The 15,428-nt window shown below is 52.9% G+C and carries 10 protein-coding genes; all 10 read right to left on the reverse strand.

The window, feature by feature from the left end:
* Positions 1-513: 513 nt before the first annotated feature.
* The 10 genes from NNL21_RS22695 to NNL21_RS22740 all read right to left on the reverse strand — a co-directional run bounded on the left by NNL21_RS22695 (position 514) and on the right by NNL21_RS22740 (position 15,384).
* Positions 514-1,692, reverse strand: coding sequence for a VWA domain-containing protein (locus NNL21_RS22695; RefSeq protein WP_309145348.1), 1,179 nt, complete (start codon positions 1,690-1,692; stop codon positions 514-516).
* Positions 1,693-1,808: 116 nt separating this feature from the next.
* Positions 1,809-4,112, reverse strand: coding sequence for a DUF5682 family protein (locus NNL21_RS22700; protein WP_256555409.1), 2,304 nt, complete (start codon positions 4,110-4,112; stop codon positions 1,809-1,811).
* Positions 4,112-5,203 carry an ATP-binding protein gene (locus tag NNL21_RS22705; protein WP_204821696.1) on the reverse strand — a complete coding sequence of 364 codons (1,092 nt, stop codon included), beginning with the start codon at positions 5,201-5,203 and terminating at the stop codon, positions 4,112-4,114. The genes NNL21_RS22700 and NNL21_RS22705 overlap by 1 nt, the downstream gene beginning before the upstream one ends.
* 51 nt (positions 5,204-5,254) lie before the next feature.
* The gene (locus NNL21_RS22710) at positions 5,255-7,195 is read right to left on the reverse strand and encodes a HEAT repeat domain-containing protein (RefSeq protein ID WP_204821695.1); all 1,941 of its coding nucleotides are present in this window, start codon (positions 7,193-7,195) and stop codon (positions 5,255-5,257) included.
* 54 nt (positions 7,196-7,249) lie between these two features.
* A complete protein-coding gene (locus NNL21_RS22715) occupies positions 7,250-8,680 on the reverse strand; it encodes an SWIM zinc finger family protein (protein WP_204821694.1) in 1,431 nt (476 codons plus the stop codon).
* 407 nt (positions 8,681-9,087) lie between these two features.
* Positions 9,088-10,245 (reverse strand): glycoside hydrolase family 172 protein, encoded by a 1,158-nt coding sequence (locus NNL21_RS22720; RefSeq protein ID WP_204821693.1) that lies wholly within the window; start codon positions 10,243-10,245, stop codon positions 9,088-9,090.
* A gap of 302 nt (positions 10,246-10,547) precedes the next feature.
* On the reverse strand, positions 10,548-11,684 hold the full coding sequence (locus tag NNL21_RS22725) for an enolase C-terminal domain-like protein (protein ID WP_204821692.1): 1,137 nt from the start codon (positions 11,682-11,684) through the stop codon (positions 10,548-10,550).
* Between the two features lie 42 nt (positions 11,685-11,726).
* Positions 11,727-12,608 (reverse strand): carbohydrate ABC transporter permease, encoded by an 882-nt coding sequence (locus NNL21_RS22730; RefSeq protein ID WP_204821691.1) that lies wholly within the window; start codon positions 12,606-12,608, stop codon positions 11,727-11,729.
* Positions 12,609-12,626: 18 nt separating this feature from the next.
* Entirely contained in the window at positions 12,627-13,526 is a 900-nt protein-coding gene (locus NNL21_RS22735) for an ABC transporter permease (protein WP_256555410.1), read from the reverse strand.
* Positions 13,527-13,650: 124 nt separating this feature from the next.
* Positions 13,651-15,384, reverse strand: a complete 1,734-nt coding sequence (locus NNL21_RS22740; protein WP_204821690.1) for an extracellular solute-binding protein — start codon at positions 15,382-15,384, stop codon at positions 13,651-13,653.
* Between the last annotated feature and the right edge of the window lie 44 nt (positions 15,385-15,428).

Here is a 15,428-nt window from a genome sequence, read left to right on the forward strand (position 1 = left end):
ATTCCACAACCTAACTAGAAATCCCTTTTTCAGAAGGTTATTTCCAGCATTATACACCACTTAGTGTTTCCAAGGTTCCGGTAAATCGTTTTCGCCGCGCTAAAGCTTCGAATGTAAGCAACTGAACAGCCCAACTGTCATTGTTGTAGTTGCCCGCGTTGATTTGAGTACACAAATCACTGTTACTTTCAATGCATCAAAGATTTCCAATATGATCAGTGCGGATCCCGTGGAGTCTTGCGTAAATAAATACAGCAAGATTTGTGTAAGATTAGCATCGCAACAATCCATAAATTGTAATCTTTTATTACGGGAATCCAGACAATGCCCCCTAAAGGCAGGTAAAACAATCGAGTCGTAATCATATTTTTGGATTCCACATATTCTTTTATAATTCGAAAGTTTCATTTACTTGAAATAACTAAAAATATCAACAAAAGCGATGAGGCCATTGTAAAGTCATTAACAATAAATAAGGAACTTAGTCAGCTAAGTTCCTTAAAGGGGCAATACTCATCCCCCCGCACCCTTCTCAAAACTCTTCTCAAACGCCTTCAAATCATACCCCTTAAAAGCCAACTCAAGTAACTGCGGCAACAGCGTAGGCGTACACGCAAAGCAAGGAACGCCCATGGCAGAAATTCGCTGTGCCATCTGCGTGTCATAGTAAGGCTTGCCCCCGTCTGCAATCGCAAGCAGGCTGATAACCGTTACGCCCGAGGACTTCATCTCCTCAATTCGCTGCAGCAATCCCGCACGATTGCCCCCTTCCTCCAGATCGGATATGAGGAAGAATATCGTCTTCGAAGGATTCTCGATAAACTGCTGGCAATACGCCACGGATTTATTGATATCCGTGCCCCCGCCGAGTTGAATGCCGAATAACAGATCGACCGGATCATCGCTCTTCTCGGTCAGATCAATAATCTCCGTATCGAAGGCAACGATCCGCGTCTTAATCGCGTTCATGCTCGCCAGAATGCAGGACATGATCGACGAGTAGATGACGGATTCGCCCATGGAGCCGCTCTGGTCAATGTCTACGATAACCGTCCAATTGTTGGTACGGTTCGCTCGATCGTAGAAGTAGAAGCGCTCGGGAATGATCGTCTTCAGCTCGGGATTATAATTCTTCAGATTGCGGTTAATCGTATATTTGTAATCGATCGCCGCGGCAGAAGGAATCGGCGAATGCTGCTTCTTGTTCAAGGCCGCCGTCACAGCCCGGCGTATGTCATTCTCCAGCAGCTTGTTGATTTCTTCAACAATCTTACCGATGAATTGTCTGACTCCCTCCTTGGAACGCTTCGGAATGTGATCCTTCAGCATCATCATCGTTGAAGCCAGGTTAATATCCGGCTCCAATTGCTGCAGGATCTCCGGCTCGAATACTAATTGCTTCAAGCCCTTGCGCTCGATCGCATCATTCTGGATGATGGTGACCATCTCTTGGTCGAACAACGACCTCACATCACCGAGCCATTTGGTAATCTGCGGGGAGGAGGGTCCCTTGCCGCCCCCTTGCCCGAAACCACCTCCGCCGGTGTTGTCGTATAACGCAGCCAACGCCTGATCCATCAGATCCTGTTCTGCCGTGAGCTGGCATGGCTGGTTGGACAGTTGTTCAAGCGCGGCATTGCTGTCTACTCCCAGTATCAGCCGCCATCGCGCGATACGCTTCGCTTGCTCCATGATCATCATGCCCCTTAACCATATTTCATCTTCACCTTGCACGGATCCCACTAGAAGTTCCGTGACAACAACCTGCCTACGGCCGGTATGGGTTTCCAACTATGTTCACTGATCCCTCAAATATCATCAAAATCAAAATCATCCAGCCCCGACAGCATCTCTTGCTCCTGCTCCGTCGTTTCCCGGTTCAACACATCGCTAACCTGCTGAGTGTTCAACCCCCATACTTCGCCCAGGTTCTCCGCGATATCGCTGCGCTCCTTGGCCGAGAATTGGGAAAACGATCTCCGAAGGAAGACCAACGCACGCTTGAATTCTTCATCGTCCAGCGTATCCAAATATTCGCTTAGCTTCTCCCATAGGCTAAGTCTTGTGATGAGTGCATATTTGTTCTTCATCGCCAGCCCTTCGAACCAGCTCGCTCCCAGATCGGCCGGAATCCCCTTCGACAACCGGCGCTCAACCTCTACGGCAAGCAATTGATTGTCCATGATGCCGCGCTCTAGGAGGATGGCAGTCGCAAAGCCGGAGGCTTTGGTATTGATATCGTCCCGGTTGGACAGCTCTGTTAACAGCTCCAGCCACTTCTGCGAATCAACGAAGTCATGATTGATGGAGACTTCATTCAACAGAACCATGGCATCGATGACATCATTCACAGCCTTGTTATCGCAGCTGCAGTTATCCGCCATAATCAGGCACGCTCTGAAGAACAGCTGCTGCAGGATGGGTACGAGCGCCCCATAATCAAGCCGACGAATGCTTCCGTAGCGAATGACAATGGACAGGCTGTGTGCGGTATCCGCAATCTCCTTCACGGAAGCGGCATCGATCGCCAGCCTCTGCAGGGCCGAGGTTGCAATCTCAACCGATTGCGGCATGCCGCACATGCACGCATCTTGAATGATTGCCGCAGCTTCCGATATTGTCTGACTCTGCTCGATCCGCTCCTTGAACACGAACGCCGCTGCAAGCTCTACGGTCTCACCCTTCAGAGCGGACTCGACCAGTTGAATCTCCGCCTCCACACTCCACTGCATATTCCAGCTCTCTGCCCAAGTCGCCTTGGTCTGATCGATCCGCTGCTTCCCAGCAAAGCTAATGCCCAGCATCTGAAGGCGGTGCAGGAAGAAGGAACGCCATAAGTCGATAAAAGCCGCCTGCTCCGACTTCACCCGCGTGTTCTCGCGCAGGTCCAGCTCCAATGTTTGTGCTACCGTCGACTTATACTTGTCGAGCTTCAATTCCTTAAGCAATCGGTAGAAATCCGCTTGAATGGACGTACGGCTAATGCCGTCAGGCAAGCTGCCCAGCTTCGTACCGATCTCGGTATCCGCAACGGCCAGCGCAATCTCCGAGAAATGTCCGTGACCCATGCACGTCACAGCACTATCCCGCAAATCCCGTAGGGACGGCACGGTGAAGCCCTTCATCTGAGCCAGCGTCTGGCTTAGCCGCACGGCTTCGATAACCTCCGCCGCGGATACCATATGCCCCGCTTGTCGCTGATAAGCTGCCAGCCGAGCCAGATAGGTGTAGGCTGTATGCTCCGGCTTGCCCGCATTCAAGCTCTCCCACAACAGCTCATAGTATGCTGGCGCTTTGTTGCCGGCACCGTATCCGGAGCGTGAGGATAAGCGATAATACGAATAGGGCATCAGCGTCGTCTGTGCAGGAATAGCAGGCAGGGAAGCAATCTCCTCGCTGCTGAGCGCCGTTATGGCGCGGATCCCATCGACGTGATAAGCGCCGGTGACGACGACGATCTTCTCAGGAGAATACCCCTCCGCGATGGCCAGCTCAATCTGATGCTTCATGTACGCTTCTCGGAGCAGATTCTCGGCCTCGTCCAGCGGATCTTCATCTCTCCACTCTCGAAGCTGACGGCCATATTCATTAGCCCCTTGGGAATAAGCCCCGCTGCCCATGTTATGCTCAAAATGCCGCTCCCAAAATGTCTCCTGACTGTCCTCGCCTGTGATTTCTGCAATACCCTTATTCACATTCAAGGAAGGCTCCGCCGCCTCAACCGCTGACGTACCCGCTTTCGGCTCCTCCGACGCCTGCCGCTGTTCAATCACAGCACGCTTCTCCTGAATCGCCAAGAACACGGATGATGGCAGATCGATAAAACGGCAAGCCCGCTGATGCTCATTAGCCCACTTAATCGCCTGATACTCAGGCGAATAGACGGCGAATGGGTATAGGATCGTGCGGATCGGCACGGTCTCGCTGTATGCCATGATGGCGATCGGCGGCTTCGTCTCCTGTGCGCATAGATGAACAAGCTGATCCGTCAGGTCGCTGGGTCCTTCAACCAGGACAATATCAGGCTTCAATTGGTTCAGCAGCTCTAACAGATGCCACGAGCCTGCAGGAGACAAGTGCCTTACTCCGAATAGAATAGGCTCATTCACCACTATCCGTTCAACTCCTTGCACTCCTTGTACAGATCGCGCCACTTCTCGCCGCGCTTTTTCACAATATTCTCAAGGTACTCCTTGAAGGCGATACTATCCTTATCCTCGTCCTTGACGATAGCACCCTGCAGGGCAGCAGCCACATCGTAATCGGTGATCGTTCCCGTACCAAAGCCGCCTGCCAATGCCATACTGTTGGCAAGCAGCGAGATTGCTTCAGCTGTAGAGAGGACGCCGCTCGTCGTCTTCAGCTTCTGTTTACCATCCAAGGTGACGCCTTCCCTCAGCTCGCGGAAGATCGTGACGACCTTCTCCACCAGCTCATCGCTAGGCAGCTGTGCTTGAAGCTCCAAATTCGCGGACAGCTGAGTTACCCTCGTCTTCACGATATCGATCTCCGTCTGAATGTCTGCAGGTGACGGTAGTACAACGATATTAAAGCGGCGCTTCAACGCGGCCGACATCTCATTGACGCCCTTATCGCGCGTATTGGCGGTCGCAATAATGGAGAAGCCCTTCTTCGCCGGCAGCTCATAGGCCAGCTCAGGTACGGAGACACGTTTCTCCGATAGGATCGAGATCAACGCATCCTGCACCTCGGAGGCACAGCGCGAGATTTCCTCGAACCTTGCAATCGTTCCACTCTCCATCGCCCGATAGATCGGACTCTTCAGCATCGCTTCATTGGAAGGCCCTTGCGAGATCAGCATCGCGTAGTTCCACGAGTAGCGGATATGCTCCTCCGTCGTTCCTGCCGTTCCTTGTACCACCTTCGTAGAGTCGCCGTTAATGGCTGCGGTCAGATGCTCGGAAAGCCATGATTTCGCTGTTCCTGGTTCACCGATTAGCAGCAAGGAGCGATCCGTAAGAAGCGTCGCAATTGCAATCTCAATCAGCCGCTTATGGCCCAAATACTTCGGCGTAATCTCCACGCCATTGACCGTTCCACCTGTTATATAAGTAAGGACCGACTTGGGCGACATGCTCCATCCTGTCGGTATCGGATCAGATTCCGCCTGAATTAACGCATCCATCTCGTGCTGATACATGGCCTCAGCGGGCAAACGTTGAAACTCTGCTGTACTCGACATATATATAGTCACTCCTATTTTCGATAATAGTGATCGTACAATGATTCGGTTCTACCAATACGTGACTTCCTCGCCCGCTTGCAGCTGCTCCAGCAGTGACTGCAGCCGCCCCGCTGTATAGTACCGATTCTTCAAACTGCCGTTCTCGATCAACGCAAGCATACCCTGGAGAAGCTTAATCTCCTCTTCCCGTGACAGATGCAGATCATTGCACACGTTCTTCAACTGATACGCAGAGAAATTTGCTTTCTGCACCAGCTGCAGCAGCAAGTCATGGAACTCACGATGACCCAGACGATACAGTGCATAGAGATGGATATCGGTGTACAGCTCCTTGGAAGCTTGCAGAAAATAACGATACAATACCGCGGAGGTGTCCCTGTTATGCGGATTGATGAGACCCATCAGCATGACATCGTATTTCTCCATGATTTTGTTGCCGGTATGTACACTATCTACATAACTCATCATCTGTGATAACCGTTTGAACTTCGATGCTTGAATGACGGCAGGGCTCGTCAGCAGCTCCAGCCAGCGGGGGTCCAAGGAATCTAAGAGCGGCCTTGCATCTTCATTCTGCCAATGCACGCTCCCGTTAAAGCTGCAGTCGTATAGGTAATAAGCCTGCTTCTGCTCATCGTAACGGACCTGAGACAGACAAGCCACGACTGTGTCCAAACTGGATTTATCCCGCATCATGGGCGCAAATTCATCATATACAGCCTCAGCCGGCTTGCTTAATAGAGCGGCTGAGAAGCCTGCATGCAGATATACCTGCCCATGGCTGCGGTACAAGCGCTCGACTGCAGGCAGCAGCTCTGCATTCAGACCGCTAACCATGCCTTCGATCAATTTCAAATTAATTTCCTCCAACAGGCTGCTGTCTGCTCTGCCAAGGTTCAGCAGCTGCGCGGTCTGCTTATCCCGGAGCTTGCCAAGCTCCTTCTGATGCTCGGCCAGCTTCTCGTACAAGGAGATCAAGGAAGCAGAGGATTTGTTAATCGTCATGCGCAGCGCAGTCCGCAGCTTCTCCACCTCTTTGGGCTCCAGCTCGAAGCGCTTCTCCTCCAGCAAGGGGACAATAAGCTCTGCGAGATTCTGGGCAACAACATCCGATATCGCATCACTAACATTATCGTCGAGGTAATCCTCCACATCCGCCGGATTGTTCTGCGCATGCTTCAACCAGAGCGCTGCAGCACGATCATTATTCATATGGACAAGCGAGGCATAAGCGGCTGTCTTCACAGCGCCCTTCTCCGTTTCTGCTAGTTGAATTAAAATATCCGTATTCTGCTCCTCATGCTTCAAGGCATGAACGGCTGCCTCTCTCACGGTGGATGAGCTTCCGTCAAGCAAACTGATATAGAAAGCATTCTCGCGTTCCTTCGCAATCTGTTCGATGACCTCCACTCTGCGTGCCATCTCCCGCTTACCCTTCGGATCAAACTGCTGCTTCAGCAGCGGTATCACCGCATCGTCCTCCGCAGCGAGGACGTTCTTGACGAGATCGGCCATATCTGAATAGCTGTCGCCAAGAGCTACGATTAGATTCGCCTTCAGCCGATAATCGTGGAGCGCAGGCGATTGTGACTCAAAAGCCGACCGTACGATCTCATAGCGTCCCGACCCTTTCTCGGTCAGCGCTTGTTTCAAAGGCTGCAAGTCACTATAGCGACTTGCCACATAGGGCGAGCCGTTCGATGCGATTGGCTCCACTTCCCCATTCACTTGCGTAGCTCCTTGCGTATAGAGCACAGCGTCGATTAAGGCGAGCGCATCCATTAGAGCTGCGGCTTTGCTCGGTGTATCGGGCAGGGTCAGAGGCTGCAGCTGCTGGGCGATTCGCTGAAATACGGGAGAGGCTGAGGCGGCTTGGCTAAATTGCTCGATCGCGCGATGCAGCCTGAAGTCCTCACCAATCATATTCACCCCCGCGATGGCGGAGCTGTTCAGCCGTTCCTGCAAATCATAAAGTGCGGCAATACTCATTGTGTCTATTCTCCCATCTCTATCAGACTGTTGGATAGCTTCACGTAAGCAAATCTAATACAGCAACCGTATAATCTGTTCGTCCGTAATAATGGCACATGGCTGCATCGCCATTCTCTTCGTCGCGGCATCATAATATAGAAGTCCGAACATCACCTGCTGCTCCAATAAGGCATCACTTGGCACATAGGACAGCAGCTCCACCGTAGGCTCGGTTGTACCGTCAGGCATATTTTGCAGCAGTAAGGTTTGACCGTTCTGATCCTCCAGCACAACGTCCTCGCCAATCTTGCCAATTCTCTTGTATGAGAGCAGCACGGCGGCAAAATTATCCGACAGCGTGTTTTTGATCTGATTCTTGACTAGCTTGGCGACCGATGCGATATCCTTATGAGCATGCTCCGCAATCTTATGTATGTCCTGGGTGCTTGCATCCCGGATCTTGAATTCATCCCAGCGTATACGTTTATTCAGATCACCTGGATAGCAGTACAGCTCGCGCGCCTGCACAACATCGAAGATCGTATCGTCCTGCTTCACATGCTTGAGTGCGCGCAGCGGCCGATAATTGAGCGTCTTCGAAATAACGCCCGTCTCTAGCTCCATCCAATACCCGATATCCACATACTCTTCACGGGCTTGATCATAATAGATTGTGAATGTGAGCTGGATCAGCTCGCTATTCTCTTTATATAATCCCAGCTGCTTCAGCTGGGCTGCATTCCAGACTGAACCGATGCTCTCATAGATCGTAGAATCCTCTACTTCGATCTGATCGGACTCCAGCTTATTGCTGAGGAAATGCCTTGCCTTCTTAATGACGGCTTGAAGCTGAACCAGATAACGTACGGCATGTGCATACCGCTGTTCGGCTTGGCCCGGATCATCCTTTAACGACTCGATCTCCAGGATGATTCGCTTCATCAGAATTTGAGGACCCGGCAAATAATAGTCCCCAAGCTGCTTGGCTAGATCGGTGTATGTCTTAAGCGAATTGCCGCTGATCGTGCCAAGACCCGCATTCAGCATGTCATTCATGCATTGCTCTGCCAGATCCAGACCTTCCAGCTGCTTCTTCATCTTCTTGGCTAACGCGGATTTGTTCACTTTAGGCGGCTCGCTCGACTCCTGCTTCTCGCGCCTGGTTTCCCGCTTCGACCGTCTCTCGATAATGTCCGCGGGAATCTCACAGCTCTCGAACGACTTGCCCGCCATCGCTTCTACCAGCAAGGCCAGTCCATGCTTGCATGGAAACTGTCTGCTCGGACAGCTGCAGCCGAAGACCGGCTGTTCCGGATTGATCGAATCTACGGTTGTGTTGTAATTTGATTTTCCGCTGCCGCTGCATTCGCCCATCATGAAGGTATTGTCTTCGGACTTATAGAGCTTGACAAAGCCGCCCTTCTGCGAGATCTTCTTGGCATTCGCAATCGCTGCCGCATTAGGAGCTAACATAGTAATAAGTTCATTCGTAATCGTTAGCATGATGTACCTCCTGGCCATACAAGGGATGTATTTCGGATTCGGTGGCTAGCTGCATATAAAAAGAAGAATATGACTCTATTAATGATTATAGAATATTCCAGTATGTAGGAATATGAACATTTTGTGCTTCCGCGTCATCGCTCTCAGCTAATGTTTGTTGAGTAGAAGCCGCTCGGAGTCTAACACTTTATTGGCGTCGAATAATTCCAGAAGCCTGTCTCTCTGGTTCTGAAGCGAAACGTGTCACCTATATAAACGAACCGGACATGGGAAATGTTCGGGATCGCCGCCTGTTTTCTGTACAGAGCTCTCTTGCGTAATGAACATAGAAAAACCGTCGAAAGCTGCTCTCCGACGGTTCTATCTATTACGAATCGCTTCCCGCCTCGGCAGCGGCGATGACCAAGCTAGAACGTCTTATAAAACCGTCTAGCGCTGTCTTTCTCGGCAAGCGGCAGCCGCAGTGCAACCGGCAGCATCTCGGGAAAAGCCTTGTGCGGCTCCCGCTGATACCAGTACGCGACGGAAGAATAGTCGTTGGACTGGGCGTTCCCGTGGCCATGCTCGATGCTGAAGCGAATGCCGCTTCTGAAAATGATTGGATCGACGATGTGAAAGCGGTACTGTGTCATTTTGCCGGAATAGTCGTTGAAAGAGATCGTATGGCTTTCCTTCCAAGCATCGCCGTTCTCCCGGATCGGTGCATACAGCGACAAGCCATGATAAGGCGCATAGTAATGGCCTGACGGATAGCCCCATGCGGCGCAGAAATAGTCTTCCGTTCCTGTCCCGTGCAGACGCGGCGGCCAAGGCTCCCCGTCGATGAAGAACATGTCGTCTCCTTCTCCGGGCCAACTGAACCCTGGCATGGGGTTCAAATGATCGATGCTGAGATTGCAGCCTACATAATGGCCTTCACCCTCGGCATCCAACAGCACGTAGTTCTCGTCCCCCGTAAGATTCTTGACTTCATACACTTTCTGGTCGGAATAACTGGCCTTGTCCTGTCTGTCATGCTCAGCCTTGAGCAGGGAGAGATCCACCGTTCCCTTGGTGGGATTCTCTCTTCGCCACGAAGCGTGAAAGTAGAAAGCATCATCCGGTACCGGCTGCCTCACATAGTCCACATAATAGTAGAGACCGATGTCGTGCTCGCATTCGTTCACCATCTCGATCCGCGCGTGCCGGCGGAACGGCATTTCGAAGAAGCAATTCATGGCCGCTTTGTTCTCAATGACACCCTGCGTCGTGATCATGTTAAGCGGCATCGAGACGTAATGGCTGGCCACGCCGTGACCCACACCGAAGAAATCGCCGACAGGCGAGTCCACGCTTGGTTCGTTCTCCCCGTCCCAATACATGCGCAGAAGAACCTTACGGAAGGCAAACTTGTCCCTTGATGCGACGGTCATCCAAATATGCTTGATAATCCCCGAGCCTTCGATATCCGCTATGACAGCCGCCGCCCCCGCCTTGATCTCGATGAAATCCCGGTTGCCTCCGGTGGTATCCCAGCTCGATTCCCGATGGGAGGTGCCTTCCTTACGCAGATAAAGCTGATGCATGGTTTCTTCGCCCCTTGTCGTTTTGACCTAATTGCCGGATCCTTTCCTTACAATCATTAACATACTACCATGTTGTTTCGATCCAGTCAGCCATGGCGGGTTCCGTTGCTGCAGCATAGGAAGTCTTCTACCGGGTACCCGCGATCGCAAAAGCAAATACCCCCATGGAGCCGCACATCTTTCGCGGTTCCATTGGGGGTTTAACGGCTGGTCTACTGCGGGAGCCGAGCCAAGTCTGTGCATCATCGGACTAATCATCCTTGTCCGATCGAATGATCCATCATAGGTCCGCGTCGCTCTGCTTAGACCAAAATGTCTTCGTTCAGCCGGATGCCCAGGCCCGGCTCGTCGCTCGGCGCGATCCGGCCGTTCACCGGATCGGGAATCCCGATGACGACGGGCTCCGGTTTGCCCTTGTCGCGGTCCCAGGTGCGGACCCATTCGACGAACGGGCTGTTGATCTGACTCTTGATCAGATGGAGCGCAGGCGCCTGCAGTCCGCCCGCGTGCGGGCAAACGGTAACGCCCCAGGCCGAGGCCAAGGCGTTGATCCGCCTCGTTTCCGTAATGCCGCCGACCCAGTCGACGTCCGGCTGAAGAATCGAGATCGCGCCTGTCGCCAGCAGATCGCGGTGCGCCCATCGCAAGTATTCGTGCTCGCCCGTCGCAATCGCGATCGGACCCGAATACCGGGCCAGCTTCTCATACCCGTGAATGTTGTCCGGCGCAAGCACCTCCTCCACCCAACGAACGCCGTAGGGCTCGAGCGCATCAAGCATACGGAACGTATATTCCACGTCCCATGCCATATAACAATCCAGCATAATTTCCCTTTTCTCGCCGATTTTCTCCCGGCACTCCTTGACCAGATCGCGGTTCTTCAGCAGCCCTTCCCGGCCGTCAGACGGTCCGTAAGGCATGGCCAGCTTCACGCCGAAGAACGAATCATCCTGCCAATCCGTTCGATCGTTGGTCGTCTGATAGACGGGCATGTCCGGCTTGGTGGCGCCGCCAAGCAGGCGGTATACCGGCTGGTTCAGCGCTTTGCCCACAGTATCCCACAGCGCGCTGTCGGTCGCACTAAGCGCAAACGAGGACATCCCCTTGCGGCCGTAAGGCAAGGTAGATTTATTCATCTGGTCCCACAGCCGTTCGATATCGAACGGATCTTCACCGACCAGCAGCTTTGCGAAATGCTCCTCGACGATCGAGCGGATCGAATCGCCGCCATAAGAGATGCCAAGCCCCTGAATACCTTCGTCCGTATCAATCAGCACAGCCATGCTCGGAAAAGGCGCCATCCACGATGAGCGGCGGGCATGATATTTGGGATACATCGACATCGGATTCGCAATGACCGTCTCGGACAGCCAGGACGGCGCCGATTGATTCTCAACCTTGCGGATTAACGGCTTACAGCTGACGCGGGTTATTTTCACGGGAACCAGCTCCTTAAGTACGAATTTGGAAATAGAATACACCTATTCCTTGACGCTGCCAAGTACAATTCCTTTCATGAAGAAACGCTGCAAGAACGGATAGACCAGCAGGATCGGCAGCGCCCCCATAAAGATTTGGGCAGCTTTGCTGGTACGGTCGGATACGTTGGCCAGGTCCGCGAGGCTCGATTGCGACACAAGCGACAAGTCGCGCCTGATCACGACAGTCTGCAGGTAGCTTTGCAGCGGGTAGTTATCCGGTGAATTCATCAGAATCAAGCCGTCGAACCAGGAATTCCAATGGCCGACCATCGCAAACAGCGTAATGGTCGCCAAGGCGGGCAGCGAGAGCGGTACGAAGATTCTCCACATCGTCGTCCAATGGCCGGCACCGTCGATGAACGATGCTTCCTCGAGCTCCTTCGGCAGCCCCCGGAAGAAATTCAACAACAAAATGACGTTGAACACCGGAACGGCGCCGGGTATGATCAACGCCCAGATCGAATTCAGCAAACCGGTTTCCTTGATGACCATATACCAAGGAATCAGTCCGCCGCTAAATAGAATGGTGAGGAAGAAAATCCAGACGTAGAAGGTGCGCATCCGGAATGCTTTCACTTCCTTGGACAGCGGATAAGCGAGCAGCACCGTCAAGACCATGTTTACGAGCGTGCCGAGCACGACGCGCTGAACGCTCACCCAGACCGATGCGAGAAACTCCGGCTTCTTCAAGACGAACTGGTACGAGTTGGTCGTGAACTCGACCGGCCAGAACTTCACGTAGCCCGCCGTAGCAGCCGCACTGGAGCTGAAGGACAGTGCCAGCACGTGAATGAGCGGCAATAGGCACAGCAGCGATAACAAGATCAGTAACGTATAGTTGACGATGACGAAGAGCCGCCTGCCTGGCGTCATGTACTGCATAGGCGATTGCCCCCTCCCCTAGAATATGCGGTAATTCGCGAGCCGGTAAGCGAGATAATACGAGACGGTGATCATGAAGAAGGACACGACCGATTTGAACAGACCGACCGCCGTCGCCACGCCGTACTGCGCATCGACCAATCCGATCCGGTACACGAAGGTATCGATAATATCGCCGCTCTTGTAGACTTGCGGGCTATACAGGTTAAACACCTGATCGAAGCCGGCGTTCAGCACGTTGCCGAGACTGAGCGTAGTCAGCAGAATGATAATCGGCATCATCCCGGGCAGCGTAATGTACAAGGTCTGCTTCCACCGGCTGGCGCCATCCACGATCGCCGCCTCGTAGAACGTAGGGTTAATGCTCGTCAGCGCTGCCAAATAGACGATCGTGCTGAAGCCGAATTCCTTCCAGACGTCCGAAATGACGAGCGTATAGGGAAACCAGTTGTCCAAGCCCAGAAAATAAATCGGTTCGATGCCCAGGTACCCGAGAAACTGGTTCACGATCCCTTGGGACGGAGACAGCAAATCGATCAGAATGCCGCCCAGAATGACCCATGATAGAAAGTGAGGCAGATAGATGAGCGTCTGAACGCTCCTTTTGATAAGCGCCTTGCCCATTTCATTGATCAGAAGCGAGACGGTAATCGGGACGATCAGCCCCGCTACAATTTTCATGACGGCGATATAGACCGTATTCCACAGAATCTGCCATGTGTCGGGCAGCGACATCACGTAACGGAAGTTTTCGAGTCCAATCCATTTGGAATCGAAGAACCCTTTGGCTGGAATAAACTTCTGAAACGCGATCGTAATCCCGGCCATCGGCCCGTAATGATAAATAAGAACCAGGATAAGGCCGGGAATCACCATCAGATGCAACGGCAATTCCCTTCTCCATTTTTTTGTTGCCACGCTGCAATCCTCCCGTCTGCCGAATGATGTGTCACGGCATGCAAAAGGGGGGAAGAAACAAAGTCGCCCTCGAGCCTTCCCCCGTCTGCTTTTAACTTGCTTCACTCTTTCTTGGCCGCTGCTGTTATTGCTGCTCTTGATACCACTCGTTGACTTCCTTGGTGATCGCCTCGCCGCCGACGCTGTTCCAATCTTGAACGAACTTGTCGAAAGCGTCGATCGGGGAAGAGCCCATAATGATTTTCGTGAATACTTCCAGCTCCATCTTCTTCAGGCTGGACCCTTTCGATACCATAGTGGGCGTAGGCGCCCCGTAAAACTCGTTATTCATCAGCAGGTTGTCGCTCACGTACTTGTCGATGACAACGAACGATCCCGCCTCGCCGAATACGCGGTCGTATGCCCAGCGCTCGTTCGAGCCGTCTTCTTTCTTCAACCAGCTGCTGATCTTGTCATAATACAACTGCTGTTCGGGATTGAGCTTCGAGGCGTCTCCGCTCTTGATCGCTTCCGTGACAGCCTTATGGGCGTCCAGGTTCTTCGTAGCGGGCGCGGCGATCTCAACGGCATACTTGAATACTTCCAGTCCGTTGGCATTGCCGTATTTATTCGGATCGGCCATTTCTCCGTAGCTCTTCTCGATGAACATATTCATCAATTTGACGGCCGCTTCCGGATGCTTCGCATCCTTGTTGACCGCGTAGTAACCGCCTACGGCCAAGGAAACTTGAGGCCTTGCCGGTTGATCGTCGACGGACACGAGCGGATATGATTGCCATTCGGCGTTCTTATCGTTATCCTTGCTCGATACGAGCGGCCACAGCGGGTTCCACATCTGGCCGAAGGAGAAGCCGTTCTTGCCGGCGCCCTGCGATTCGCCCGCTTTGCCGGCGTCCTTGACGCCAAATTCTTTATCGATTTGGCCGTTCTTGTACATTTCGGCGAGCTTCGCCAAAGCCGCCCTCGTTTCCGGCTGTATGCTGCCGTTAATCAGCTTCCCGGAGGCGTCCTTGATCCAGATGCCCGGATAGGAATGGAAGGCGTTGAAGAATCCGTCCAAGCCCGCATAGCCGCCCATGATATCTTTGTTAAGCGCGATCCCTACCGTATCCTTCTTGTTGTTGCCGTCCGGATCTTCGTTCGTGAAGGCATCGATGATCCGATACACGTCGTCCATCGTCACCGGTTCCGGCAGATTCAGCTTCTTCAGCCAATCGGAACGCAGCCAGATCATCGCCGCCCCGTCCATGGAGGAGCCCGTATTCGGCAGCGCCATCAGCTTGCCGCCGGAGGTTGCCGATTTCATCGCGTAGCCGCCGTCCGCGTTCATGATTTCCTTGGTCAACGGGGTCGCGTACTTCTCGAATACGTCCGTCATGTCCATGATCAGATCCGCTTCGATCAGCTGCTGCAGCTGGTTCGCATTGACCGGAATGATGTCCGGCAGATCGCCGGAAGCGATGGACACGTTCATCTTCTGCTCTCCCGGACCGCCGACGCCGTCGCCGCTGACAACCCAATCATTCTTGATCTTGATGCCCAATTCATCTTCGTAGGCCTTGTACCAGACGTTGTTGTCGATTGTGTCGCCTTCGGCGAATTTGTACGTATCATTGATAATCCGCACCGTGGACACCTCGATAGGTGGATCGTACTTCCCGAGCGGCTCAATCGCCGCCTCCGGCGCGTTGCCGCCGTCACCCGCCGCATTTCCTTCGGATGCGTTCCCTGACGCTCCGTTATCCGGCTTCGCGCCGTTATTTCCCCCGTTGTTACCGTTTCCCGAGCTGCACGCTGTGGCAGCGACCAGCAAGAATACCAAGACGATCGCAAGCAAATACCTTGGTTTGACGGCCATCCTATACCCCTCCTATATTGATGTATAAGTAGGTTCAGTAATGC

It is taken from the genome of Paenibacillus mendelii, from assembly GCF_024498075.1.
Taxonomy (GTDB): Bacteria; Bacillota; Bacilli; order Paenibacillales; family Paenibacillaceae; genus Paenibacillus_Z; species Paenibacillus_Z mendelii.

Coding starts and splice junctions, on each gene's coding strand:
- NNL21_RS22695 (WP_309145348.1), bottom strand. CDS start 1,692: ATGGAGCAAGCGAAGCGTATCGCGCGATGGCGGCTGATACTGGGAGTA.
- NNL21_RS22705 (WP_204821696.1), bottom strand. CDS start 5,203: ATGTCGAGTACAGCAGAGTTTCAACGTTTGCCCGCTGAGGCCATGTAT.
- NNL21_RS22710 (WP_204821695.1), bottom strand. CDS start 7,195: ATGAGTATTGCCGCACTTTATGATTTGCAGGAACGGCTGAACAGCTCC.
- NNL21_RS22715 (WP_204821694.1), bottom strand. CDS start 8,680: ATGCTAACGATTACGAATGAACTTATTACTATGTTAGCTCCTAATGCG.
- NNL21_RS22720 (WP_204821693.1), bottom strand. CDS start 10,245: ATGCATCAGCTTTATCTGCGTAAGGAAGGCACCTCCCATCGGGAATCG.
- NNL21_RS22730 (WP_204821691.1), bottom strand. CDS start 12,608: ATGCAGTACATGACGCCAGGCAGGCGGCTCTTCGTCATCGTCAACTAT.
- NNL21_RS22740 (WP_204821690.1), bottom strand. CDS start 15,384: ATGGCCGTCAAACCAAGGTATTTGCTTGCGATCGTCTTGGTATTCTTG.